The following is a 23,558-nucleotide window of genomic DNA, read 5'->3' on the forward strand; positions in this document are numbered from 1 at the left end:
ACGCCGGTGAAATCATCGCCTAAATCGAAGGCATCAGGCGATCACTGGGCTCAAGGAGCTTTCCATGCTCAATTTCGACGACACCGAAGAGGACAAAATGGCCACTTTCGAAGATCTGTTGGCGGGGACCGAGACGCAGTTTCGGGAACACCTCGCCATCCTCGGCAGCAATGCCGGGCACGCCGTGCTTGCGGTCAGCATGCCCGCCTTGGAGGCGGCGGAGACGACCACGGTCTACAACGATCCGGAGAACAGCGACGAGGCCGCGCAGCGTGAGCTGAATGAGGCTCATGCAAATGGCCTCGCGTCGTATACGCTCCACGCCGCTGCCGTCGCCGGCATCGCCGAATGCGAGCGGCTTGGGCGGCCTGTTCTGCAGGAGTGGCGGAACGTCCTCGCTCTCATGGGACCGCAGGAGGTCTTTGCGCTTGCCCCGTGGACGGCCAACCTTCGCGGTGTGGATCGGAATGATCCGAACTCGATCCGTCATGAGCTCGTCGCCAAGGTGAACGGCGTGAACGTGGTGCGGGTCTGGCTTCGCAGCTCGGTTAGCTGGTCCCTGCTCGATGGCCAGCACCGGAAAGCCGGTTTCGACCGGGCTCGGGCTTTCCTGGACTTCGTCGCGTCTGCCGGCACCTACCCTTCCGGCAAGGGCCGGCGTTCATTCTTCGGCCTCAAGGGTGAAGTTCCGAAGTCGATGCGGCAGTTCTGGGTGTACACCCGCGAAGCTCTGGCCAGGATGACTGTCACGATCGATCTTCACATCGGGCTCAACGTCGCGGAGGAGCGGCAGACGTTTGCTGACCTCAACAACAAGACGCGCAAAGTCGCGACGGACTTGTCGTATCAGTTCGATAGGGCCAACGCGATCGTCGTCTTCATCCAGGACGATCTGTCGGACCTGATCGGAGCCGAAGAGGACGGGGCGCTCTCGCTCACTGAACTTGCCAGCGTCAACGCCATTGCATTTCAGAACAAGACCAACGTGCGCGGAGCGGTTCCGACGCTGGTGGCCGAGCGGAAAGCGACGGTGAAATCGATGTGGGAGGCAATCAAGGAGGTTGACGGCTTCGGCGACGCCGAAAGCAGCGTGATCAGCCAGATCGTTGTTCAAAAGGCGATCGCGAAGCTGGTGTACGACCTCGGGTTCTCGCGTTCGGCCGCGCCGGAGGATGCCGAGCACCTGCAGACGTTGTTGAACAACCTCAACGACGTCAACTTCAGTCACGACAACCCCATGTGGCGTTACTACACGCTTTCGGACGATCAGCGGAAGCCTGGGGCGAAGCAGATCAATGCGATCAAGGGGATCGAACCGTATCTGCCCAAGGACGAGAACGGCAATGTGACTGACCGTGACATCGGCACTTTCCAGAACAGCCGCTTCACCTTCTCGGTCAAGCACAACGACGTCTACCCCATCATCGCCGACATGATCCGGTACAAGCTCGGACTGCCCACTCGTCACGCCTGATCGGATGGGTAGCCACGGAAGGGGGCGCGGGTGACCGCGTCCCCTTTATTTCGGACGCCCCTCGATAGGGTCTTCTGTTCACACCATCAGCAGATTGTGTCCGCCGGCGGCCGCCACCTCCAGCGCCCGCTTGGCGGTCTCCTGGCCCTTGATGTCGGCGAGGTCGGGCAGGTCCAGCGCCGAGGCGTGGATGCCGGCCTCCGGCCGCGACAGCACCTGCGTGCCACGGAAATGGTTGGCGATGGCAATCAGGCTGCGCGGCGCCAGAATGTCGAATTCCCGCCCCGCCCAGGCGGCTTCCGGTCCGCAGGCGAACGGGCAGATCAGCCCCTTGCCCTCGGCATTGGCGCCGATCGCCGCCGGCAACGCACCGGCCACGGCGGTGATCGTGCCGTCGAGCGAGAGCTCGCCGAGCACGACATAGCCGGCCAGCATGTCGCCGGGAATAGCGCCAAGGGCGGCCATCAGGCCGAGCGCGATCGGCAGATCATAATGGCTGCCCTCTTTCGGCAGGTCGGCGGGCGCCAGGTTGATGGTCACCTTCTTCGACGGCATCGACAGGCCCGACGCATGCAGCGCCGCCTGCACCCGCTCGCGGCTTTCGGCCACCGCCTTGTCGGGCAGACCGACGATGTGCATGTTGACCTTGCCAGGCGCGATCATCACCTGCACGTCGACCGGCACGGCCTCGATGCCCTGGAAAGCGACCGTGCGAACCCGCGCCACCATTTTCAAGCCCCCGGGCCGTAACCCCTGCGATTGGCCAAGAATGACCCCTCGCGGAGACAATCACAATTCTTCGGCCATATCAAGAACATTACGAGAACAGGCAAACGCTATGGTTGCAGGCGGATTGTGCCTGGCTGCAAAAGCGGAACATGGTTAAGACAAAATGAAAACGGCCGCTTCAGCTTGCCGTCTAAGCGGTGATGAAGGCATCGACCGCACCTGAAAGCGATCGATCGATTGCGATCTGGGGTGGAAGCCACTCCATGACAGGATATCGGAAAGGCCAAGGCATGGCGATCCGGCGCAAAGAGCCGCTTTCCAGAAAAATCTCATTTACAAGGTCTATGAACCGCCCGCGGTCCCGTTCAACTCGTTTCAAAGTTTGCGAACGAATATAGGTCCGGGGGATTCGCCGCTCCTTCAGCGCCAAGACAGCCTCCGCGATGGATCGAGGATCGGGTGGAACCGTAAGGCAATAGTCGTCATCCAGATAAAGGTCTCGGCCACCATGGTTCGGCGTCGTGACCACAGGAAGCCCCGCGAGAAGATATTCCGTGCTGGCGAACATTGGCCCCTCCACTTCGGAGAGACAAATTCCCACGGCTGCACGGTTTAGATGCATGTTCACTTGAGCCGGCGCCAATCGGACGGGCTTGCCGGTGCTGTCGAACTCATTGACAAACACGTGGCCCGGCGCGAGCTCCCTGTGCCGATTTATTCGTGCTCTTTCCGACTCCGCCGTGGATGACTCGATTGAATCGCGATAAAAGACAAATGCGCAACTCTGGATGCCAAGCGACAAGTCGTGGCGTTTCCACGAAGCCAGTTGCGCATTGTAGATTGCATCAAATTCCACAGCGATGTCGTCGAGCGGCCTGAATATGTATTCGGAGGTCGTCGAAGTCTTGTTGTGCAGGAAAGCGGCCTCACCGGACTGATTCAACAGATCCACCTCGGCTTGTGTGTTGCACAGGAAGATCAGCGAGTGACGGGGATTCCTAAGTCTATGCAGAACGGCATAGGTCCGGATGGCTTTGACGCTGGAACTGTTTTCGATGGACCAGGTTGGCGAGACGAGAAACCAGGCGCGATGGCTGCGTGGAAGATGAGGCATATGACTTGCCAATCCGAGGGGCGTACCGGACATTCCCGAATAGGATATGAACGGATCGTCCGACAGCAAGCTTGCCTGAAGAGCAGGTTGCGCCTTCGCGGAAGGATGCCCTTTCCGGAGGTTGCGGCGATGGCGCAACATAGCTCCGACAATCTCGAATCCGGTAGGATGGCGATACCCGTGCTGTAGAGTCAACATGCGGCGATTACGCGGCCGACTTCAGCCGCTTCCCCTCGACGGCATCCCAGAACAGGCTGGCGATGTCGGCGCCGCCGAAGCGCTGGACTTCGCGCACGCCGGTCGGCGAGGTGACGTTGATCTCGGTCATGTAGTCGCCGATGACGTCGATGCCGACCAGGATGAAGCCGCGTTCTTTCAGCGAAGGCCCGATGCGGGCGCAGATCTCGCGCTCGCGTTCGGTCAGTTCGGTCTTTTCGGCGCGGCCGCCGACATGCATGTTGGAGCGGGAATCGTGTTCCGCCGGCACGCGGTTGATGGCGCCGACCGGCTCGCCGTCGATCAGGATGATGCGCTTGTCGCCCTTGCGCACGTCCTTCAGGTAGCGCTGCACGATATAGGGTTCGCGGAACATCTGGCCGAACATTTCGAGCAGCGAGGCGAGGTTGCGGTCAGCCTCCAGCATGTGGAAGATGCCGGCGCCGCCATTGCCGTACAGCGGCTTGATGATGATGTCGCCGAACTCCTTGCGGAAGGCGGCGACTTCGAGCGGATCCTTGGTGATCAGCGTGTCCGGCATCAGGTCGGGAAACTCGGTGACGAAGATCTTTTCCGGACTGTTGCGCACCCAGGCCGGATCGTTGACGACCAGCGTCCCGGGGTGGATGCGTTCAAGGATGTGCGTGGTGGTGATGTAATTCATGTCGAAGGGCGGATCCTGGCGCAGCAGGATCACATCCATCTCCGAGAGGTCGGTGCGCACCTTCTCGCCCAGCGAATAGTGGTTGCCCTTCTCGTCGCGCACCTGCATCTCCTCGATGCGGGCAAACACCTTGCCGTCGCGCATCGACAGCCGGTCGGGCGTGTAGTGGAACAACCGGTGCCCGCGCCGCTGCGCCTCCAGCGACAGCGCGAACGAGGTGTCGCCGGCGATCGACACGGTGGAGATGTGGTCCATCTGGACGGCGATTTTCAGCTTCATGGCAAGTCCCCAACACAGTCGACGAGAGCGATATAAGGGTCCCGGCGCCTTCTGCCAATCGTCACATCCGGAAGATCGGCAACAGCAAGACGCAAACCCAGCACGCCCGATCGCGACAAGGACCGCGACAGGGATCGCGACAAGGCAAGTGCCTGCGTCATCGTTTTCTTAAGCCTTCCCATACAAGAATAGGCCTCGAATATCCCAACGGCAGGCGCCGGACGGGGATTCCCGATGGAACAACGACCATGAACGCGCTCACCGCCATCCGCGCCGCCTCGACCAAACAGCTTGAACTCACCATCCTGATGCCGTGCCTCAACGAGGCCGAGACATTGGCTGTCTGCATCGGGAAGGCCAGGGCCTTCCTCGACAAGGCCGGGATCCTGGGTGAGGTGCTGATAGCCGACAATGGCAGCACCGATGGTTCGCAGGAGATCGCTGCCCAAGGCGGCGCCCGTGTCGTCCCGGTGACGCAGAAGGGCTATGGCGCCGCGCTTCTGGGCGGCATCGGCGCCGCCAGGGGCCGCTTCATCATCATGGGCGATGCCGACGACAGCTACGATTTCGGTGCGCTGGATGCCTTCGTGGCGCGCTTGCGCGACGGCGCCGACCTGGTGATGGGCAATCGCTTCCAGGGCGGCATCGAAACCGGCGCCATGCCGCCGCTGCATCGTTATCTCGGCAATCCGGTGCTGAGCTTCGTCGGCCGCCTGTTTTTCCGCATCAGGACCGGTGACTTCCACTGCGGCCTGCGCGGTTTCAACGCCGACAGCATCCGCAAGCTCGACCTGCAGACCACGGGCATGGAATTCGCCAGCGAAATGGTGGTGCGCAGCGCGCTTGCCGGCCTGCGCATCGAGGAAGTGCCGACCACGCTCAAGCCCGACGGCCGCAGCCGGCCGCCGCACCTGAGGACCTGGCGTGACGGCTGGCGGCATCTCAAATTCCTGCTGGTCTACAATCCGCGCTGGATGTTCTTCATACCGGGCACGGTGCTCGCAAGCCTTGGGCTGTTGTTTGCGGCTCTGCTGGTGTTCGGGCCGTTGCGGGTGATCGACAATCTCTCGCTCGACCTCAACACCTTCGTCGCCGCCTGCTTCATGATCATCACCGGTATCCAGCTCATCACCTTCGGCGCCATATCGCGATACTATGCCGAGATCACCGGCATCCTGCCGCGCAGCCGCGGCTCCGATTGGCTGACCAGGACCATCAGCACCGATCGTCTTGCCGCCAATGCCGGCATCTGCTTCGCCGGTGGCGTGCTGTTCGTCGGCTATGCCGTGCTGCGTTGGGCACATCTTGGCTTCGGCCCGCTGAACGATTCCGAAATCCCGCGCATCGTCGTGCTGGGCTTGAGCCTGATCGTCATTTCGTTCCAGGCCTTCTTTTCGGCATTCCTGCTCGGTGTCCTGGAGATCCCGGTCAAGCGGCTGAAAGCCGGCCAACCCACCGGATCGGGCGAATCCGTCGCGACTGCTGAAAAATGAACCAACTCATGCGAAAATTCGCCACGGTGCGGCTTATCCGCTTCGCCGTCGTCGGCATTGGCGCCGCGCTGCTGTTCTTCGTGCTGTCGTGGGCCCTGGTGTCGGCCGGCTTGCCGCCGTTTGTCGGCAGCGTGATCGCCTATATGCTGGCCTTTGTCGTGGCCTATTCGGCACAGCGTGGCTGGACGTTCGAGGGACAGCACGACCATCGCCGTGCATTGCCACGTTACCTCGTCAGCCAGTTGGCCTGCGCCGTGTTTGCAGGCCTGTCCGCCCATGTCGCGGTGTCGGTATTTTCCGCGTCGCCGCTGGTGATGTCGGCCGTCATCACGGTCGCTGCGGGCGCGGCGAGCTATGTGCTGTCATCGGTTTGGGTTTTTCGCGACGACCAAAGAGCCGCGTGAGAGTGTTCGATCGCGGTCCGCGCGTTAGAGCAATTCCAGGAAAAAGGGTGAAACGGTTTTCCCGGGAAAAGCGCCTAGCGCTTTCCCTTGGGAATTGCGCCAAAACAAAGAGTTAGAGCGGTTCGACGTTTCCGTGAAACGGTGAACCGCTCTAGCGAAGCGACGCTACGAAGTGCAAGCCCCTGTCGAACAGCAGATTTGCCGGAAACGGATACAGCGACAGGTCTCCTCGCCAGCTTTGGGCTCTGAGCCCGATCCCGTCGAAAATCGCGTCCCATTCCTGCCTGGACAGATAGTTGTAGGGCAATCTCACATCGTGGCCCTTGTTTCCCACCCAGTCCATGAACCGGAGCGAGCCGTAGGCGAAGAGCCCGTCGCGCAGGTGATCCTTGATGACAACGCCCTTGCGGGCGACCCTTGCGGCTTCGGCGACAAGATGGCCGGGATTGTCCGTGTGGTGGAGGACGTCGACTATGGTCACCCAGTCGAACGATTTGGACGCGGCCGGAATCGTAACACCGTCGAAGATCTCTACGGGAATGGCCGTGCGCGGCCGGACAAAAACATCGATCCCGCGAAACGTCAGCCCCGGTTTCCGTTCCATCACCGCCTTGGCGAGCGAGCCATCGCCGCAGCCGAGGTCGAGAACGGTGCCGTCGGCGCCCAGCGCGGCGCCGATATGGTCGGAGAGGACCCGGATGCGGCGTTGAAACACCGCCCGGCCGTGGGCGGCATTCAGTATCTTTTTTTCGATCGCCACAACGCTCATGCCCAAGGTCCAGACCGAATTGCCCATTCATTCCCTGGTCCGGGACCATATTTGCGAATAACAAACAAAGCGTTTCGCGACATCGGGTTGCCGGTGCAACACCGGTTTAAGGTTTGCGCAGTGAGTTCGCGATAGGTTTCCTTCGCCAAAGAGAGCGCCAGAGGCCGTCCCGTGACTCCCGCCGACACCACGATTTCCGTCAAGGCCGCGCAGCCTGCGTCACGGCGCAACGACCTCGCGGTTGCGTTGATTGCCACGCTGGCGATGGTTGCCGTCAACGCGCTCGGCGGTTTCCCAGGCTTGACCGATACCGGCGGCGACAATGACAGTCTGCTGCGTCTGGTCGAGGTTCGGGATATGCTGGCAGGCCAGGGCTGGTTCGACCTGCATCAGTACCGGATGGGCGTTGAAGGCGGCTTCGTCATGCACTGGTCGCGACTGGTCGACGCGCCGCTCGCCGCCATCATCCTCGTGGCCTCGGCACTGACCGGCAGCATGGCCATGGCCGAGACCGTCGCCGAGGTGCTCTGGCCGGCGCTGCTCTTTTGCCTGGCTCTGCTCTTTACCGTCCGCGCGGCGCGCAGTTTTGCCGGCGCGGGCGCTGTGCTGCCGGCTGCCGTCATCGGTGCCGCGGCGTTGCACTTCATCGGCATCTTTTCGCCCGGCGCGCTCGATCACCACAATGTCCAGCTGACGCTGACCATGGCCAGCTTGAGCCTGCTGCTCGAGGCGCCCGTGCGGCGATGGGCCGCCCTGCTTGCGGGCCTGTGCGCGGCGCTGACGCTGGCGGTCGGCATGGAAACGGCGCCCTATGTCGCCACCATCGGCGTCTGCGTCTCTCTGCTGTTTGTCGCCGACCCCAGCGGCGAGCGACGGATCGCCAGGGATTTCGGCCTCGGCTTTGCCGGCGTTTCAGCGCTGGTCTTCCTCACAACCATCGCCCCATCGGCCTGGGGCCAGCCGCAATGCGATGCCTTTTCGACCGTGCAGTTCGTGGTGGCCGCTCTCGCCGGATGCGGCCTCGCCGCCGCGGCCTCGCTCGACATGGCCAACTCCACGCTCGGCCGGCGCCTGATGGCGCTCGGCCTGCTTGCGCTCGTACTGGCGGCTGTCATGGTGTTCTTGTTCCCGCAATGCCTGGCTGCGCCCTATGCCGAGATCGACCCGCGCCTGAGCCAAATTTGGCTCGGCCATATCGAAGAGGCGCAATCGATCATCCAGCTTGTCTTGGATGATCCGGCCATGGTGGTGGCGCGTTTTGCTACGCCGCTTGTGGCGATCGTGCTGATGGCGCTTCACTTCAGCCATGGCGGCTGGCGGCGGCAGGACAGCCTCGTCGGCGCGCTGCTGGTTGTGGCGGTCCTGGTCAGTGCCTGGGAAGTGCGCGGCTCGACCTTCTCCATTGCCCTGGCGGTGATCCCGCTTTGTGCCTGGATCGCCAAGTGGCGGCAACGGGCCGAAGCTAGCCCGTCGCGCAACTCCGTGCTCAGGATGGCCGCGGCCTGGCTGGTCTCGGTCAACGCGGTCTGGTCGGGCGTGGCCGGGGCGGCGGCGAGCGCCTTCGAAACCGGGGCGGCGGCCAAGGACGCCGGCAGCGATGCGCTTTGCCATGGCAAGGCGTCGTTCGCTGCGCTCGGCCGCATGCCGGCGACCACGGTTCTCAGTATCTCCAATCTCGGCTCGCCGATCCTTGCCTTCACGGGCCATCGCGCGCTCGCCGGGCTCTATCATCGCAACGTCGCCGGCAACGTGCTCGCATTGGACGCCTTGCTGGGATCGGCGGCCGAAGCGAACGCCATCCTCCAAAGCCGGCATGTCGGCCTTGTCGCGCTCTGCCGTGGCAATCCGGAAAGCCAGCTGTTCGCGGCCACGGCGCCGGACGGCTTTCTCGCCGGGCTGATGCGCGGCGGCGTGCCGGATTGGCTGGAGCCGGTGGCGGAGACCCGTGGCGCCCCGCTGGAGCTCTATCGCGTCCGTCCCACCGGTTGAGCCGGTTGAAAATCGGCGTGAAGAACCGGTTGAAATCGGCGTGAAGAAAAGGCCTTTTCACGCGCCACGGACACCTTCGCGGAGGCAATGCATTTTAGCCGCGAAAATCGATTTTCGGGATACGTTTCCTAAAGGGTTTCCTGCCAGTCTCGAACATAAATTCCGACGTCGAGAAAACAGGGACACCGATGCAAACTCCGTTTGGCACCGGTCAGGCAAACAGGGAGAGCACGGATCTGGCATTTACAGATCCGTTGACCGGGCTTGGCAACCATCGCCGCTTCTTCGACAAGGTCGATCGCCTGATCAGCGATCGTGCCGACGATCCCGCGCCCTTCACTGTCGGCATCCTCGACCTTGACGGCTTCAAGCCGATCAACGATTTGTTCGGCCACAAGGCCGGTGACGACATCCTGATCCAGGTCGCGATGCGGCTGCGCGCCTCGATGGACGACCACTCGACGGTCTGCCGCATCGGTGCCGATGAATTCGCCTTCCTCTATCCGCTGGTGTTCTCAGAGGAAGCAGCGGCCGAAAAATCCCGCATGCTGATCGAGATCCTGTCGGCGCCCTACGATGTCGGCGAACGCACCGCCAGGCTGTCGGCCTCGGTCGGCTGCTCGCTGTTCTATTCGGGCGACGAGACCACCGAGATCCTGATCAACAAGGCCGAAACGGCGCTCTACCACGCCAAACGGTCCGGCCGTGGCCGGGTCGTCGTCTACACCCGCGAGATGGAAGAGGCGGCCAAGCGCGTCACCCGCATCGAGCAGGCGCTGCGCCGTGCCGTCTCGGCCGGCGAGGTGGAGCCACATTTCCAGCCCATCGTCGATCTCAACACGCGCCAGACCATCGGCTTCGAGACACTGGCGCGCTGGACCGATCGCGACCTCGGCGCGGTGCCGCCGACCGTCTTCATTCCCATCGCCGAGGAGCGCGGCATCATCGGCCCGCTGTCGCAGCTGGTGCTGCGCAAGGCGACCGAGGCCGCCCGCAGCTGGCCGAAGGACCTGTTCCTGTCGTTCAACCTGTCGCCTTCGCAGCTCGTCGACCAGAACACCGGCCTGCACATATTGGCGATCCTCGACCGCACCGGCTTCGACCCGCGCCGGCTGGAGATCGAGATCACCGAGACCGGCCTGATGAACGACCCGGCTTCGGCCGCGCAGATCGTCGAGGACCTGCGCCGCGTCGGCATCCGCGTCTCGCTCGACGATTTCGGCACCGGCCAGTCCTCGCTCGGACGTCTGCGCGAATTCCATTTCGACAAGCTCAAGATCGACCGCGCCTTTGTCTCCTCCATTCTCGACGACCGGCCGTCCGAACACATCATCCGCGCCATTCTCGCCATGTGCGAGGGGCTCGGCATGGATGTGGTCGCCGAGGGTATCGAAGAGGAGGCGCAGGCCGACCGCCTGGTGCAGTTCGGCTGCGCCGGCGGGCAGGGCTATCTGTTCGGCAAGCCGGTCGACGCCGATGCCACGCTCGGCTATCTCCGCGATTCCTTCCGTGGCGCCTTGCGCGCCAAGGCGATCTGACCGGCGCTAGCGGCATTCCCCGCCATGCGACGATGCCGCTTCGCGGTCCCGTCGCCTTTTTGTCCGACATAAGCCCTAAAATCCGCCTTTTCGCCCTTGCCCACGCGACGTCTCTGGCTAGGATGCGCGCCGATTGAGCGCGGAGAGAAAAGACATGATGCCATCGGCGGATTTTGCCGACCTCAAGGGCGCCTCGGTGCTGATAACCGGCGGCGGTTCCGGGATCGGTGCGGCACTGACCGAGGGTTTCGTGCGCCAGGGTGCCAATGTCGCCTTCATCGACATCGCCGATGAGCCCAGCATCGCGCTTGCGGACCGCATCGAGAGGGATTTCGGCCGGCGGCCGCTCTATCTCAAGACCGACCTGCGCGATGTCGAGGCGCTGCGGGCCTCGGCTGCGAAGGTCGCCGACGCGCATGGCGATGTCACCGTGCTCATCAACAATGCCGCGTGGGACGAACGCCACGCCGTCGAAGACGTGACGGTGGAGTTCTGGGACAACAACCAGGCTATCAATCTCAGGCCGCATTTCTTCACCGCGCAGGCCGTGGCGCCGGGCATGAAGCGGGCCGGCGGCGGCTCGATCATCAACTTCACCTCGACATCCTATCTGATCAACCATCCCGACATGCCGGCCTACACAGCCGCCAAGGCGGGCATCCTCGGTCTCACCAAGGGCCTGGCCGGCAAGCTTGGGCCCGACCGCATCCGCGTCAACGCCGTCGCGCCCGGTTGGGTCATCACCGAGCGACAGCAGCAGCGCTGGGTGACCGAAGAGGCGCTTGCCGCCCATGTCGCCAAACAGTGCATCAAGGATGTCATGCGGCCGGACGACATGGTCGGCATCGTGCTGTTCCTGGCCTCGGATGCCTCGCGCATGCTGACCGCGCAAATGCTGATCGTCGATGGAGGTTTCCTGTGAGCCCGGGGTTTGTCGGCAACGCGCCGGCGGTAGCGGCGATCGATTGGGGCACGACCCGGCTTCGGGCATGGCTGATCGACGGCAGCGGCAAGGTGCTTGCCGAACGCCGCGGCGACGACGGGCTGATCACGGCGCGCGAAAAAGGGTTTTCGAACGTGCTGGAAGGCCACATGGCCGCCATGGGCGCACCCGACGCGCTGCCCGTCATCATCTGCGGCATGGCCGGCTCTCGCCAGGGCTGGATCGAAGCGCCCTATGTGAGCGTGCCGGCGCCGATCGGCGCCATCCTGCGCGGCGCGGCGCGCATCGAGGGCGAGCGCCGCGACATCCGCATCGTGCCGGGCCTTGCCCAGCGCCTGCCCGACGCGCCGGATGTCATGCGCGGCGAGGAAACACAGCTTGCCGGCGCTGGTTTTCCGACAAAGGGGCGGCATCTCGCCTGCATGCCGGGCACGCACTCGAAATGGGTCGTGGTCGAGGATGGCGCCGTTGCCGGCTTCGGCACATGGCCGACCGGCGAATTGTTCTCGGTGCTGGCCGCGCATTCGATCCTCAAGCATTCGCTGGGCGAGCATCCGGCTCCGGTGGCGGTGGACAGTCCGTTCTTCCGGCAATGGTGCGAACGGGCACTTGGCGAGGGCGGCGATGTCACTTCGAAGCTGTTTGCCATCCGCGCCGCCGGGCTCCTGCAGGACCTGAAGTCGGAGGATGCGGCGGCCTGCCTGTCCGGGCTTTTGATCGGCGGCGAGGTCGCCTCGGCGAAGCGACGCTATGGCGCCGGCGGTGCGCCCGTCGTGCTGATTGCCTCGGGCGCGCTTGCCGTGCTCTACCAGGCAGCACTTGGCCTTGCCGGGCTCGAGGTGCGCGCCGTCGACGCCGACGAAGCCGTGCGCGCCGGCCTCATCGAAGCCGCGCGCGAAAACGGCATCATCGCCAGAACCGGAGCCTTGGCATGACCGAGACCGCAGCCTTTCCAAAACTCAAGCGCGGTCTGGTCGCCATCCTGCGCGGCCTGAAACCGGCTGAAGCCATCGCCATGGGCCAAGCCCTGTTCGACGCCGGCATCGAGGCGATCGAGGTGCCGCTCAATTCGCCGCAGCCATTCTCGTCGATCGCCAGGATTGTCCAGGTGCTGCCGAAAACGGCCCTGGTCGGCGCCGGCACGGTGCTGACGCCGGCCGATGTCGACGGGCTGCACAAGGCCGGCGGGCGGCTGCTGGTCAGCCCCAACATCGATGCCGAGGTGATGGCGCGCGCGATGCATTACGGCATGGTCACCATGCCCGGCGTCTTCACGCCCACCGAGGCCTTCCAGGCGATCCGGCTGGGGGCTTCGGCGTTGAAATTCTTCCCGGCGAGCGTGCTGGGTGCATCAGGCATTTCCGCGATCCGGGCGGTGTTGCCGGCGCAGACGCTGGTCGGTGCCGTCGGCGGCGTTTCGGAAAAGGACTTTGCCGGCTACAAGGCTGTCGGCGTGACGGTCTTCGGCCTCGGCTCCAGCCTGTTCAAGCCGGGCATGAGCGTCGACGAGGTGGCGGTGCGTGCGCATGCCGCGGTCGCGGCCTGGGACGCGGTGTTCGGAGACGCATGATGAGCGAAGCGATCGTTTCGGTTTTTTCCGATCACGTCTGCCAGCTCGGCGAAGGCCCGAGCTACGATCCCGCCACCGACACGCTGTTCTGGTTCGACATCGTCAACGGACAATTGCTGGAAAAGCGCCTGTCCGGCGGCGCGACCATCGTCCACCAGCTTGGACAGATGGCCAGCGCCATCGCCATCATCGACGACAAGCGCCAGCTGATCGCCACCGAGACCGGCCTTCATGTCCGGGACGTCGCGACCGGCAAGCTGACGCTGCACACGCCTGTCGAGGCCGACAATCCGGTCACCCGCTCGAACGATTCGCGCGTCCATCCCTGCGGCGCCTTGTGGATGGGCACGATGGGCAAGGGCGAGGAAAAGGGTGCCGGCTCCATCTACTGGTTTTTCAAGGGCGAGCTGCGCCGCCTGTTCTCGGACATCACCGTCACCAATTCGATCTGTTTTTCGCAAGATGGCGCGCTCGCCTATTACACCGACACCTCGACCGGATTGCTGATGCGGGTCGCCTGCGACCCGGCCACCGGCCTGCCTGCCGGCGAACCGAAGATCTTCGTCGATCACCGCTCGGCCAAGGGCTATATCGACGGGTCGGTGCTCGATCGCGACGGCATCCTGTGGAACGCCTGCTGGGGCGGCAGCGTCGTCGAGGCCTATGGTCCCGACGGCAAGCTTGTCCGCACGGTCGCCATGCCGGTGACCCAGCCCTCCTGCCCGGCCTTCGTCGGCAAGAACGCCGACCGGCTCGCGGTCACCTCCGCCTGGTCGGGCAAGAGCGAGAAGCAGCGGCTGCTGGACCTGCAGGGCGGCATGACCTTCCTGCTCGACATTCCCGTCAACGGCCGTTTCGAGCCGCGCGTTCTGATCGCCTGAGCAAGCCCCGGCGATCGGGCGTTTAATTTCCACTGTCACCCAGGCGTCCGGCCCGGGTCGGTTTCGCGAAAGCCGTTTGCGGCCGAAGTGCGATGGTGGGCGATCCTACCGCCGGGAAGCGTCCATCCTATGTCGAGCACCAAGCCCAAGCTGATCCTTGTCCACGAGCCGGAAGAGGCCTGCTTCGACCGCCTTGTCGCCGATGGCCATGCGCGCGAGCGCGCCGCTGAGATCGCTTCCTACCTGGCGCAGTCGACGGACCTTGGCCAGGAATTCGATACGCTGGACGGGGCCTGCCGGACGCACGGCCTGTCCTTCGCGCCGGTGCTGCTCGACAATGCCGCGCATGTGCTTGCCGGCGAGGATCCCGCCACGACGCTGGTCTGGACGCTGACCGACGGCATCGCCTATTTTCGTGGCGGTGCCGCCCCCGCTTTGGCGAGGCTGGGCGGGTTCAAGACGATCGGCGCCGACGATGCCCTGTTCGCGCTCTGCCAGGACAAGTTCCGCTCCGGCGCCGTGCTTGGCGCGCTGGGCCTGCCGGTGCCGCAGGCCGGTCTCGCGCGCAACGGCCAATGGCTGGTCGAGCCGCCGGCTTCCGCCGCCGGCTGGTTCGTCAAGCCCAATCGGCTCGGCGCCAAGATCGGCATCTGGCCGGATTCGCGCAGCGGCGATCTCGGCCATGCGCTGGAGCTTAGCCGGCGTGTTTTCGCCGCCTATCGCGACGATGTCGTGGTCCAGCCCTATGTCGCCGGCCGCAACGTGCGCGCCTCCTTCCTCGGGCTGGCGCCGGAAGTTGGCGTCGAGGCGCTCGGCATTGTCTTTGTCGATTCAGGCGCCGATTTCCAGACCATGGCGGACAGCCTTGCGCTTTACGGCGAAACCGGCGCGGCGGCGAAGGCGGCGGGGCTCTATGCCGAACCGGAACTCGTCGCCGTTGCCGACGTCCAGCCGGCTGCCGACGCCGGGATCCGTGCGATCGCCGCGCGGCTGATGAGCGGGCTCGGCCTGCGCGACGTCTTTTCCATCGACCTGCGGGTCGAGGCCGACGACACGCTCCACCTGATCGAATTCGAGGTCTGCCCCGGCCTGCCCTGCTTCGATTTCCGCGCCTATTGCCGGTCGCAATGGGGCCTGGGTCTTGCCGATGCCATGGCCGAAACCGCCGCCAGCCGGCTGGCCAGTTAGTATCTCGGCGCATGAGTTTGACGATCGCTTGGATTGACAGATCTCGTGCATTGGCGATTGGCAGAAACATCCATCGCTTCGTCATCCACGGGCGGAGCAAGGAGCGAAGGGACGCAGTGCAGACCCGAGGATCCATGCCGCGACTTCAAGGCGCCACCGCGGTGCAGAATTCTGCTCCGTAGCGCTTCACGGCTAGCTAAGGTTCCGGCATGGATACCAGGGTTTCCGCGACGGAGCTTTGCTCCTGCTTCGCCCAGGGATAACGAAGTTTAGAGGCTTCGGCCAATATCGAATGTAGTGATTAAACCGCTGAAAAGACCGAAGAAGTCTTGCCGCCGACAGGCTCCTCCTGTGCGGCGCTGGTGGTTTACTTGGGCTCGGACGTCGATTGCTCGATAGGCCGCGCGCCGGCCATGTAGCGGATGTTGTCGAACGGCTCCGGCCGCTTGTCGGCAAGGCTCCACAGCTGCCGGCTGGTGCCCGGCAGATCGCCCAGATAGACGTGTAGGGCTCCGGAGCGGGTGCTGCCTGTATTGGCGACCGAGTGAATGGTGCTGGAAGACATGTGCACCAGCGCCGGCGCCGAAAAATCCTGCCGTTCGGGCTCATCGACCCGGTCGCCGGCGAGCGGGTAGATGAAGTTGGTCTCGCCACCCCAATAGATGCCGACCAGCGCATCCATCAAATGATTGTGCGGCGGATACTGCACGCCGGGCGAAAGCGTGATGTGGTAGATCGTCAGCTTCGGGCTCGCGTGCAGCAACAGCTCGTCGTCGTCCTCTTCGTGAACGAGCCCGCCGAGCGCGTGGAAGCGCTTGGTGTAGTCGCCGAGCACGGCCTTGACCTGACCGAGGGCATCGGCACCTGCCGCCGCGTTGACGATATCGCTGATGGCGGGGTAGAGAGGAGAGTCGGCGGATAGAGGCATTCCACAGCTCCTGTCTGAGATGCTCAGAAACAATAGCTAAGATGGTCAATCCGAGTCAATGCCGACGCGACGCGAGAAAAGCATGAAGCCGACCAAAGCCAAGCCACCGAAATCGATCTCACCGCCAAGCAGGGCAACTGCGCCGTCGACGGCGGATTTGCTGCGCAGCGAGCAGGCCTACGAGCAGTTGAAGAGCGACATCGTCGCTTGCGTCCTGTCGCCCGGCGAAGCGCTGACCGAGAAACAGATCGAGGCCCGCTACGGGATCAAGAAGGCGACGATCCGCTCGGCACTCGCCCGCCTCATGCAGGAAGGCTTGGTCAGGAGCGAGCCGCGCCGTGGCTATGTCATCACGACGCTGACCTTGCGCGACGTCAATGAGATCTTCGACGTCCGCGGCCTGATCGAACCGGAAGTGTTCAGGGTCGCCACCACGGGGATCACCGAGCGCGGGCTGGACGAGATCCGGCTGGCGGCCAGAAAAGTGCTGAAGCCCGAGACGCTGCGCAGCCCGGTTGCCTTCCTCGCCGCCGACCGCGCCTTTCGCCTGGCGATCGCCGAACTGTCGGGCAATTTGCGGCTGGCGCAGCTGCTTAGCCAGATTCTCGACCAGTCGGAACGAGCGCTCCATCTCGGCTTCAAGTCGCGCGATTTCATGCCGCTGATCATCGAACAGCAGAAACGGTTGCTGCAGGCTTGCGAGAAGAGCGACGTTCCGGGCATCGCCAAGCTTGCCCGTTCGCACTGCCTCGCCCTCAAGCACCAGCTGATCGGGGCCTTGCTCGGCGGGTCGAAGCTGCGGGAAGCGAACCTGCAGGACTTCGTCTGAGAAAGCGTCAGCTTCTGCTTCGCGACGCTCTCAGGCCCCTTCGACCAGCACGATCTCGCCGTCGGCGACCTTCTGGCGGATGGCGACCGCGCGCTGGTATTCCGGCGAGTGATAGCAGTCGTGCGCGGCCGCCAGCGATTCGAACTCGATGATGACGTTGCGAGCGCGGCCCGGCCCTTCGGCAAGCTCATGCGCCCCGCCACGCGCCAGGAATTTCGCCCCGAACCGCTCGAAGGCGGGTTTGGCGGCGGCGACATAGTCCTTGTAGCCTTCGGCGTCGCGCACATCGACGCGGGCGATCCAATATCCCTTGGGCATTCTTCTACTCCCTGCTTCTTGGCCTAGAGCATTTCACCGTCTAACGGAAACGGCGAACCGCTCCATCTCTTTGTTTTTACGCAATTCCCAAGGGAAAGCGCTACGCGCTTTTCCCTGGAAAACCGTGTCACACTTTTCCTGGAATTGCTCTAGGCCGAGCGCATCTCTTCCAGAATGGCTTCCGCCGCCGCGCGCCTGTCGCTTGCCGCGACGATTGGCCTGCCGACGACGAGATGGCTGGAGCCATTGCGGATCGCCTGCGCCGGCGTCACGACGCGCTTCTGATCGCCATGTTCACTGCCCGCCGGCCGTATTCCCGGCGTCACCACCGCCATGTTGGGCCCGACGATGCGGCGCACCGCTTCAGCCTCTTCGGCCGAGCAGACGACGCCGCCCATGCCGGCATGCAGCGCCTGTTCGGCGCGCCTGAGCACCAGTGTGTGCGGGTCGTATTCATAGCCGGCGTCGATCACGTCCTGCTCGTCCATCGAGGTCAGCACGCTGACGGCGAGCAGGCAAAGGTCACTGCCGCGTGCCGCTTCCACTGCCGCCTGCATCGCCTTGGGATAGGCGTGGATGGTCAGCATGGTCATGCCCATCTTGACGATGTTCTCGACACCCTTGGCCACCGTGTGGTCGATGTCGAGCAGCTTCATGTCGAGGAAGACTTTTGCCCCGCCGCTGGCCAGCTCCCTGGCGAAGTCGAGCCCGCCGGCGAAGGCCAGCTGATAGCCGATCTTGTAGAAGGAGACGACGCCGTCCAGCTCGCGCACCGCCTGTTCGGCTTCCCTCACCGTCGGCACGTCGAGGCCGACGATCAGTCTCTCCTGAATAGACTTGGGCTGCATGGTTTGAGCCGGCATGGATACGGTCACGCTTCGATCCGGGTGGACAGCATGCGCGAGGTTTCGATCAGCGTGCGGCATAGATGCTCCATCGATGTGTGCAGTCTTTCGTCACGGAAATGGCCGTCCTCGCCGAAGGCGTCGCCGCCCTCCGGCACCGAGCATTCCGGCGTCACCACCTCCATCTGGCAGCGCACCAGTACGGCGCGCAGATGGTTGATGCAGCGGATGCCGGCAAAATGCCCGTTGGACGACGAGCATAGGCCGACAACCTTGCCGGCAAGCGGCCTGACCGGCCGGTTATTGTCCCTGCGCACGCGGCTCACCCAGTCGATCGTGTTCTTGAGCAGCGGCGGGATGGAGCCGTTATATTCCGGCGTGGCGATCAGCAGGCCGTCATGCGCGATGATCAGGCGACCGAGTCTGACGGCATTTTCGGGAACGCCCTTTTCCTTCTCCAGATCTTCGTCGAGGATCGGCAGGGGATAGTCGCCGAGTGAAATGCGCGTCACTTCGGCGCCCTGCACCGCAAGTTCCTTCTGCGCCACGTCGGCGGTCCTGCCGCTATAGGCGCCGCCGCGCACCGAGCCGGCGAAGACGAGGATTTTCGGGATCACTGCCATTGCCTCGCAAAGGGAGTGGGCAGTGGGGAATAGGCAGTAGGAGATGAGCAATTCCTGACTATTCCCTACTGCCTATTCCTCTATCCTTCCCTTCGGTAAATCCACAGCTGCGTCGGCGGGATGTTGCGGAAGATGAAATCGAAATGCTTGACCGTGTAGTCGCCGCGCCCGGCCGGGATCGGCGACATCGGGCCGTAGGTCAGCTGCACGATCGGGCGGCCCGCCGGAATGCGGTCGAGCAGGCTCTCGATATAGGCGATGCGCTGGGCGACCGGGAAGTTGAGCAACGGCACGCCGGAAACGACGGAATCGAAGATCATCCCGCTCCTCTCGCCAAGCGTGGCGTTGAGGTTGAAGGCGTCACCCTCGATGACGTTGACCCCGGGATAGAGCTGGCGCAAATGGCGCACGAAATCGGTGGAATATTCGACCGCGTAGAGGTTTTCGGGACGCACGCCCTGGGCGAGGATGGCGCGGGTGATGACGCCGGTGCCTGGGCCGACCTCGAGCACCGGCAGGCCGGACTTGGGATTGACGATAGAGGCCATCTTGCGGGCGGTGATCGAACTGGTCGGAACGATCGAGCCGACCGTCTTCGGCTTGTCGATCCAGCCCTTGAAGAATTTGAGCTCGTCGTCGAACTTTTCGGCCAGCGCCTTCCGCAGTCCGGGACCACGTGTCATGCAAGCTCTCCTCAGCGCTTCCCTCGCAAGCTACTTAACACCTGAGCGGCGCAAGGCAAGGCGCCGCAGCACGCATGGCGTGGATAAGATAGCTTTTGTCGCCTATCAACGCTCGCCGAAAGACTCGAAGAAATCCTTCATGCGGGCAAAAAAGCCGCTCGATTGGGGCGAATTGTCTTGCGAGGAGAGTTGTTCGAACTCCTCCAGCAGTTCGCGCTGGCGGCGCGACAGGTTCTGCGGCGTCTCGACCGCGGTCTGGATGTAGAGGTCGCCGACATTGGGCTGGCGCAGCACTGGCATGCCCTTGCCCTTGAGGCGGAACTGACGTCCGTTCTGGGTGCCTTCCGGCACCTTCACCTTGGTCTGCGTGCCGTCCAGCGTCGTCACTTCGAAGGAACCGCCAAGGGCGGCCGTCGTCATCGAGATCGGCACCTTGCAGTAGAGATCGGCGCCGTCGCGCTGGAAGAACTCGTGCGGCTTCACCGCCAGGAAGATATAGAGGTCGCCGGACGGCCCGCCGCGCAGGCCGGCCTCGCCTTCATTGGCAAGGCGGATACGGGTGCCGTCCTCGATGCCGGCCGGGATGTTGACCGACAGCGACCGTTCTTCGGTGACGCGGCCCTGGCCGGCGCATTTCGGGCACGGATCCTTGATCGTCTGGCCGCGGCCCTGGCATTGCGGGCAGGTGCGTTCGATCGAGAAGAAGCCTTGCGTGGCGCGCACCTTGCCGTGGCCGTTGCACATCGAGCAGGTGACGGGCTGGGTGCCCGGCTTGGCGCCGCTGCCGGAGCATTCCGAACACGAGATCGAGGCCGGCACGCGAATCTGCGCCGTCTTTCCCGCGAAGGCTTCTTCCAGCGAGATTTCCATGTTGTAGCGCAGGTCGGCGCCGCGCTCGCGGCCGCCCGACGAGCGGCGCTGGCGCCCGCCCATCATGTCGCCGAAAATGTCTTCGAAGATATCGGCGAAACCGCCGGCGCCAAAGCCTTGCGCCCCGCCATTCATGCCGCCCTGTTCGAAGGCGGCGTGGCCGAAGCGGTCGTAGGCCGCGCGCTTCTGCGGATCCTTCAGCGTCTCGTAGGCTTCGTTGATTTCCTTGAACTTGTGCTCGCAGGAATGATCGCCTGGATTGCGGTCGGGGTGGAACTGCATGGCGAGCTTGCGAAAAGCGCTCTTGAGCTCCTTCTCGTCGGCGCCTTTCTGGACGCCCAGCGTTTCGTAGAAATCAGCTTTCATTTTTTCCCGCAGTCCGGATATTCAACGTCTTGGCACATTGTTACAGCCAGCCGTTTTCTAAGACTGGTTCCCGATTTAGTGACGAAGCGCACGGGATGCCAGTCCAAGCGCCCGGTTCGTTACATTTTTTCGGCTGAGGTTGCATAAAAGCCGGCATCCGCGTGGCAGACCACGCTACACAGCAATGCCCACCGATCTCAAATGCCGGAATTGCGAGATGCACGGGGTGTCATCAAGATCAACTGGCTGATATATATACCAAACTACTGATTTAGGTTTTTAAGATGTTCTTCAAATCTTTCGATGCTGTCGTACCAGCTATCTTGTGAAAAAAGCTTCCCACTTGGAGATTGAAGAACGGAATCATACTGAGTTCCGGTAATTCCGTCGAAAGTTACAGGCTTAGGGGATATTCCGTGACTATCGCCCTTGGGGATTTTGAATGCAATGACTTCTGAACTCGTCTTCGAGCCGTCTAAATCGAATCCGATAATCAAAAATCCAGGAGGTGCGGGTATGATAACTTCGTCGCCAAGATCGATATCATGATGCGATTCAAAAGTTCGAGATGCTCCATCAATGAAATCGATATCAAAATAAAATTTCTTATCAAAATAGCGTTTTCTTATAAATTTGACGTTATCTAAATTAACCTCATCATTGTTGAAGCTGACAAACATCGGCCACCTAAGAAAAAAGAGCGTTTGGTAAGCCCAAACGCTCTATCAGATTCGTCAACTTGCTACTAGGCCGACTTCTTCTTGTCGTCGTCTTCGTCGATTTCCTCGAAATCGGCATCGACCACGTCACTGTCCTTGGCGGCATCCGCCTTGGCGTCGGCTTCCGCGGCTTCCTTCTGCGAAGCCTCGTACATGGCTTGGCCAAGCTTCATCGAAGCCTCGGCGAGCACCTGACTCTTGGCCTCGATGTCGGCCGCGTCGTCGCCCTCGGCAGCGGTCTTCAGCGCCGCGATTGCATCCGATATCGCCGTGCGCTCGGCTTCCGAGACCTTGTCGCCATATTCCTTCAGCGACTTCTCGGAAGAATGCACCAGCGCCTCGGCCTGGTTGCGGGCCTCGACCACGGCGCGACGCTTCTTGTCGGCATCGGCATTGGCCTCGGCGTCCTTCACCATCTTCTCGATGTCGGCGTCCGAAAGGCCACCCGAGGCCTGGATGCGGATCTGGTGCTCCTTGCCGGTGCCCTTGTCCTTGGCCGAAACGTTGACGATGCCGTTGGCGTCGATGTCGAAGGTGACCTCGATCTGCGGCACGCCGCGCGGGGCCGGCGGAATGCCGACCAGGTCGAATTGGCCGAGCGGCTTGTTGTCGGCGGCCATTTCACGCTCGCCCTGGAAGACGCGGATGGTCACGGCCGACTGCGAATCCTCGGCGGTCGAGAACACCTGGCTCTTCTTGGTCGGGATCGTCGTGTTGCGTTCGATCAGCCGCGTGAACACGCCACCCAGCGTCTCGATGCCGAGCGACAGCGGTGTCACGTCGAGCAAGAGCACGTCCTTGACGTCACCCTGCAGCACGCCGGCCTGGATGGCGGCGCCCAAGGCGACGACCTCGTCCGGGTTGACGCCCTTGTGCGGCTCCTTGCCGAAGAACTGCTTCACGATCTCCTGGATCTTGGGCATGCGGGTCATGCCGCCGACCAGGACCACTTCGTCGATCTCGCCAGCCTTCAGGCCGGCATCCTTGAGCGCCGCCTTGCAGGGCTCGATGGTGCGCTGGACGAGATCCTCGACCAGGCTTTCGAACTTGGCGCGGGTCAGCTTCAGCGTCAGGTGCTTCGGGCCGGTCGCGTCGGCGGTGATGAAGGGCAGGTTGATTTCGGTCTGCGTCGTCGACGACAACTCGATCTTGGCCTTTTCAGCCGCCTCCTTGAGGCGCTGCAGGGCAAGCTTGTCGTTCTTCAGGTCGATGCCCTGTTCCTTCTTGAACTCGGCCGCCAGATATTCGACCAGCCGCATGTCGAAGTCCTCGCCGCCGAGGAAGGTGTCGCCGTTGGTCGACTTCACCTCGAACACGCCGTCGCCGATCTCGAGCACCGAAATGTCGAACGTGCCGCCGCCAAGGTCATAGACGGCAATGGTCTTGCCTTCCTTCTTGTCGAGGCCGTAGGCAAGTGCCGCGGCCGTAGGCTCGTTGATGATGCGCAGCACTTCGAGGCCGGCGATCTTGCCGGCGTCCTTGGTGGCCTGGCGCTGGGCGTCGTTGAAATAGGCCGGAACGGTGATGACCGCCTTCTCGACCTTCTCGCCGAGATAGGCTTCCGCCGTTTCCTTCATCTTCTGCAGGATCATGGCCGAGATCTGGCTGGGCGACTGCTTCTTGCCGCCGGCCTCGACCCAGGCATCGCCATTGTCGCCCTTGACGATCTTGTAGGGGACAAGCTTCTTGTCCTTCTCCGTCACCGGATCGTCATAGCGGCGGCCGATCAGGCGCTTGACCGCGAAGATGGTGTTTTCTGGATTGGTGACCGCCTGGCGCTTGGCCGGCTGGCCGACCAGACGTTCGCCGTCGCCCGAGATGGCGACGATGGAGGGCGTGGTGCGCGCGCCTTCCGCATTCTCGATAACCTTCGGCTCCTTGCCATCCATGATGGCGATGCAGGAGTTGGTGGTGCCGAGATCGATACCGATTACTTTTGCCATTTTTCTAGTCTCTCCGCTAAGCAGGCTCTCAGGACCCGGTAAGGCGTTCCGACGAAAGCCCCTGTTCACAAGAAATCCCGTTCCGGCAACCGGCATTCCGGCGCCGAACGGCTTGGCGCGTATATAAGAACAGGCAGCATCGCGCGCAAGCATTCTGCGCAACGCTTCCACGATCGTCGCAGC

Annotated in this window: 22 protein-coding genes and 1 pseudogene; 11 read left to right on the forward strand and 12 right to left on the reverse strand. The window is 63.1% G+C overall.

What is annotated here, in order from left to right; translation table 11 throughout:
• The first annotated feature begins 64 nt into the window (after positions 1 to 64).
• A complete protein-coding gene (locus tag LB568_RS00505) occupies positions 65 to 1,474 on the forward strand; it encodes a DNA sulfur modification protein DndB (protein WP_224728722.1) in 1,410 nt (469 codons plus the stop codon).
• Between the two features lie 81 nt (positions 1,475 to 1,555).
• Here LB568_RS00505 and LB568_RS00510 read toward each other — a convergent pair.
• The 3 genes and pseudogenes from LB568_RS00510 to gshB form a co-directional block, all read right to left on the reverse strand.
• Positions 1,556 to 2,203 (reverse strand): annotated as a pseudogene (locus LB568_RS00510) (magnesium chelatase domain-containing protein); the annotation flags it as partial.
• A 190-nt stretch (positions 2,204 to 2,393) separates the two neighbouring features.
• Positions 2,394 to 3,458: a glycosyltransferase gene (locus LB568_RS00515; protein ID WP_224728723.1), complete on the reverse strand. Its 1,065-nt coding sequence runs from the start codon at positions 3,456 to 3,458 to the stop codon at positions 2,394 to 2,396.
• Between the two features lie 64 nt (positions 3,459 to 3,522).
• Complete coding sequence (gshB, locus tag LB568_RS00520; RefSeq protein ID WP_224728724.1) at positions 3,523 to 4,476, reverse strand: glutathione synthase; 954 nt, start codon at positions 4,474 to 4,476, stop codon at positions 3,523 to 3,525.
• A gap of 248 nt (positions 4,477 to 4,724) precedes the next feature.
• Here gshB and LB568_RS00525 point away from each other — a divergent pair, with 248 nt between their 5' ends.
• Entirely contained in the window at positions 4,725 to 5,969 is a 1,245-nt protein-coding gene (locus LB568_RS00525) for a glycosyltransferase family 2 protein (protein WP_224728725.1), read from the forward strand.
• An 8-nt stretch (positions 5,970 to 5,977) separates the two neighbouring features.
• Positions 5,978 to 6,373, forward strand: coding sequence for a GtrA family protein (locus tag LB568_RS00530; protein ID WP_224728726.1), 396 nt, complete (start codon positions 5,978 to 5,980; stop codon positions 6,371 to 6,373).
• Between the two features lie 151 nt (positions 6,374 to 6,524).
• On the opposite strand, the gene LB568_RS00535 is transcribed toward LB568_RS00530, so the two are convergent.
• Complete coding sequence (locus LB568_RS00535; protein WP_224728727.1) at positions 6,525 to 7,169, reverse strand: class I SAM-dependent methyltransferase; 645 nt, start codon at positions 7,167 to 7,169, stop codon at positions 6,525 to 6,527.
• A 144-nt stretch (positions 7,170 to 7,313) separates the two neighbouring features.
• Between LB568_RS00535 and LB568_RS00540 the strand changes: the two genes are divergently transcribed.
• The 7 genes from LB568_RS00540 (at position 7,314) to LB568_RS00570 (ending at position 15,251) form a co-directional block, all read left to right on the forward strand.
• Positions 7,314 to 9,131: a GtrA family protein gene (locus tag LB568_RS00540; RefSeq protein WP_224728728.1), complete on the forward strand. Its 1,818-nt coding sequence runs from the start codon at positions 7,314 to 7,316 to the stop codon at positions 9,129 to 9,131.
• A 188-nt stretch (positions 9,132 to 9,319) separates the two neighbouring features.
• Positions 9,320 to 10,669: a putative bifunctional diguanylate cyclase/phosphodiesterase gene (locus LB568_RS00545; protein WP_013891986.1), complete on the forward strand. Its 1,350-nt coding sequence runs from the start codon at positions 9,320 to 9,322 to the stop codon at positions 10,667 to 10,669.
• A 154-nt stretch (positions 10,670 to 10,823) separates the two neighbouring features.
• A complete protein-coding gene (locus LB568_RS00550) occupies positions 10,824 to 11,591 on the forward strand; it encodes an SDR family NAD(P)-dependent oxidoreductase (RefSeq protein WP_224728729.1) in 768 nt (255 codons plus the stop codon).
• The gene (locus LB568_RS00555) at positions 11,588 to 12,547 is read left to right on the forward strand and encodes a 2-dehydro-3-deoxygalactonokinase (RefSeq protein WP_224728730.1); all 960 of its coding nucleotides are present in this window, start codon (positions 11,588 to 11,590) and stop codon (positions 12,545 to 12,547) included. Before LB568_RS00550 ends, LB568_RS00555 begins: the two co-directional genes overlap by 4 nt.
• Complete coding sequence (locus LB568_RS00560; RefSeq protein ID WP_023765359.1) at positions 12,544 to 13,182, forward strand: 2-dehydro-3-deoxy-6-phosphogalactonate aldolase; 639 nt, start codon at positions 12,544 to 12,546, stop codon at positions 13,180 to 13,182. The genes LB568_RS00555 and LB568_RS00560 overlap by 4 nt, the downstream gene beginning before the upstream one ends.
• Positions 13,182 to 14,063, forward strand: a complete 882-nt coding sequence (locus LB568_RS00565) for an SMP-30/gluconolactonase/LRE family protein (RefSeq protein WP_224728731.1) — start codon at positions 13,182 to 13,184, stop codon at positions 14,061 to 14,063. The genes LB568_RS00560 and LB568_RS00565 overlap by 1 nt, the downstream gene beginning before the upstream one ends.
• Positions 14,064 to 14,192: 129 nt before the next feature.
• Positions 14,193 to 15,251, forward strand: coding sequence for a D-alanine:D-lactate ligase-like protein (locus tag LB568_RS00570; protein ID WP_224728732.1), 1,059 nt, complete (start codon positions 14,193 to 14,195; stop codon positions 15,249 to 15,251).
• Between the two features lie 367 nt (positions 15,252 to 15,618).
• On the opposite strand, the gene LB568_RS00575 is transcribed toward LB568_RS00570, so the two are convergent.
• Positions 15,619 to 16,179, reverse strand: a complete 561-nt coding sequence (locus LB568_RS00575; RefSeq protein ID WP_224728733.1) for an autotransporter — start codon at positions 16,177 to 16,179, stop codon at positions 15,619 to 15,621.
• 82 nt (positions 16,180 to 16,261) lie between these two features.
• Here LB568_RS00575 and LB568_RS00580 point away from each other — a divergent pair, with 82 nt between their 5' ends.
• Entirely contained in the window at positions 16,262 to 17,008 is a 747-nt protein-coding gene (locus LB568_RS00580) for a GntR family transcriptional regulator (RefSeq protein WP_224728734.1), read from the forward strand.
• Between the two features lie 30 nt (positions 17,009 to 17,038).
• Here LB568_RS00580 and LB568_RS00585 read toward each other — a convergent pair whose 3' ends face one another.
• The 7 genes from LB568_RS00585 to dnaK form a co-directional block, all read right to left on the reverse strand.
• Positions 17,039 to 17,326 (reverse strand): DUF1330 domain-containing protein, encoded by a 288-nt coding sequence (locus LB568_RS00585; protein ID WP_013891978.1) that lies wholly within the window; start codon positions 17,324 to 17,326, stop codon positions 17,039 to 17,041.
• A gap of 149 nt (positions 17,327 to 17,475) precedes the next feature.
• Complete coding sequence (pyrF, locus tag LB568_RS00590) at positions 17,476 to 18,189, reverse strand: orotidine-5'-phosphate decarboxylase (protein WP_224729471.1); 714 nt, start codon at positions 18,187 to 18,189, stop codon at positions 17,476 to 17,478.
• 8 nt (positions 18,190 to 18,197) lie between these two features.
• Positions 18,198 to 18,794, reverse strand: a complete 597-nt coding sequence (locus tag LB568_RS00595) for an NADPH-dependent FMN reductase (protein WP_224728735.1) — start codon at positions 18,792 to 18,794, stop codon at positions 18,198 to 18,200.
• Between the two features lie 80 nt (positions 18,795 to 18,874).
• Positions 18,875 to 19,477 (reverse strand): phospholipid N-methyltransferase PmtA, encoded by a 603-nt coding sequence (pmtA, locus tag LB568_RS00600; protein WP_013891975.1) that lies wholly within the window; start codon positions 19,475 to 19,477, stop codon positions 18,875 to 18,877.
• A gap of 105 nt (positions 19,478 to 19,582) precedes the next feature.
• Positions 19,583 to 20,713, reverse strand: coding sequence for a molecular chaperone DnaJ (gene dnaJ / locus LB568_RS00605; RefSeq protein ID WP_023765366.1), 1,131 nt, complete (start codon positions 20,711 to 20,713; stop codon positions 19,583 to 19,585).
• A gap of 263 nt (positions 20,714 to 20,976) precedes the next feature.
• Positions 20,977 to 21,393 carry a hypothetical protein gene (locus tag LB568_RS00610; RefSeq protein ID WP_224728736.1) on the reverse strand — a complete coding sequence of 139 codons (417 nt, stop codon included), beginning with the start codon at positions 21,391 to 21,393 and terminating at the stop codon, positions 20,977 to 20,979.
• A gap of 65 nt (positions 21,394 to 21,458) precedes the next feature.
• Complete coding sequence (gene dnaK / locus LB568_RS00615) at positions 21,459 to 23,375, reverse strand: molecular chaperone DnaK (RefSeq protein ID WP_013891973.1); 1,917 nt, start codon at positions 23,373 to 23,375, stop codon at positions 21,459 to 21,461.
• Positions 23,376 to 23,558: the final 183 nt, after the last annotated feature.

The sequence above is a fragment of the Mesorhizobium sp. B263B2A genome (genome assembly GCF_020165775.1).
Lineage (GTDB): Bacteria > Pseudomonadota > Alphaproteobacteria > Rhizobiales > Rhizobiaceae > Mesorhizobium > Mesorhizobium opportunistum.

Excerpts from the sequence above, each read along its gene's own strand:
- LB568_RS00505 (WP_224728722.1), top strand. The coding sequence starts at position 65 with ATGCTCAATTTCGACGACACCGAAGAGGACAAAATGGCCACTTTCGAA.
- LB568_RS00515 (WP_224728723.1), bottom strand. The coding sequence starts at position 3,458 with ATGTTGCGCCATCGCCGCAACCTCCGGAAAGGGCATCCTTCCGCGAAG.
- gshB (WP_224728724.1), bottom strand. The coding sequence starts at position 4,476 with ATGAAGCTGAAAATCGCCGTCCAGATGGACCACATCTCCACCGTGTCG.
- LB568_RS00525 (WP_224728725.1), top strand. The coding sequence starts at position 4,725 with ATGAACGCGCTCACCGCCATCCGCGCCGCCTCGACCAAACAGCTTGAA.
- LB568_RS00530 (WP_224728726.1), top strand. The coding sequence starts at position 5,978 with ATGCGAAAATTCGCCACGGTGCGGCTTATCCGCTTCGCCGTCGTCGGC.
- LB568_RS00535 (WP_224728727.1), bottom strand. The coding sequence starts at position 7,169 with ATGGGCAATTCGGTCTGGACCTTGGGCATGAGCGTTGTGGCGATCGAA.
- LB568_RS00545 (WP_013891986.1), top strand. The coding sequence starts at position 9,320 with ATGCAAACTCCGTTTGGCACCGGTCAGGCAAACAGGGAGAGCACGGAT.
- LB568_RS00550 (WP_224728729.1), top strand. The coding sequence starts at position 10,824 with ATGATGCCATCGGCGGATTTTGCCGACCTCAAGGGCGCCTCGGTGCTG.
- LB568_RS00560 (WP_023765359.1), top strand. The coding sequence starts at position 12,544 with ATGACCGAGACCGCAGCCTTTCCAAAACTCAAGCGCGGTCTGGTCGCC.
- LB568_RS00565 (WP_224728731.1), top strand. The coding sequence starts at position 13,182 with ATGAGCGAAGCGATCGTTTCGGTTTTTTCCGATCACGTCTGCCAGCTC.
- LB568_RS00570 (WP_224728732.1), top strand. The coding sequence starts at position 14,193 with ATGTCGAGCACCAAGCCCAAGCTGATCCTTGTCCACGAGCCGGAAGAG.
- LB568_RS00575 (WP_224728733.1), bottom strand. The coding sequence starts at position 16,179 with ATGCCTCTATCCGCCGACTCTCCTCTCTACCCCGCCATCAGCGATATC.
- LB568_RS00580 (WP_224728734.1), top strand. The coding sequence starts at position 16,262 with ATGAAGCCGACCAAAGCCAAGCCACCGAAATCGATCTCACCGCCAAGC.
- LB568_RS00585 (WP_013891978.1), bottom strand. The coding sequence starts at position 17,326 with ATGCCCAAGGGATATTGGATCGCCCGCGTCGATGTGCGCGACGCCGAA.
- pyrF (WP_224729471.1), bottom strand. The coding sequence starts at position 18,189 with ATGCCGGCTCAAACCATGCAGCCCAAGTCTATTCAGGAGAGACTGATC.
- LB568_RS00595 (WP_224728735.1), bottom strand. The coding sequence starts at position 18,794 with ATGGCAGTGATCCCGAAAATCCTCGTCTTCGCCGGCTCGGTGCGCGGC.
- pmtA (WP_013891975.1), bottom strand. The coding sequence starts at position 19,477 with ATGACACGTGGTCCCGGACTGCGGAAGGCGCTGGCCGAAAAGTTCGAC.
- dnaJ (WP_023765366.1), bottom strand. The coding sequence starts at position 20,713 with ATGAAAGCTGATTTCTACGAAACGCTGGGCGTCCAGAAAGGCGCCGAC.
- LB568_RS00610 (WP_224728736.1), bottom strand. The coding sequence starts at position 21,393 with ATGTTTGTCAGCTTCAACAATGATGAGGTTAATTTAGATAACGTCAAA.
- dnaK (WP_013891973.1), bottom strand. The coding sequence starts at position 23,375 with ATGGCAAAAGTAATCGGTATCGATCTCGGCACCACCAACTCCTGCATC.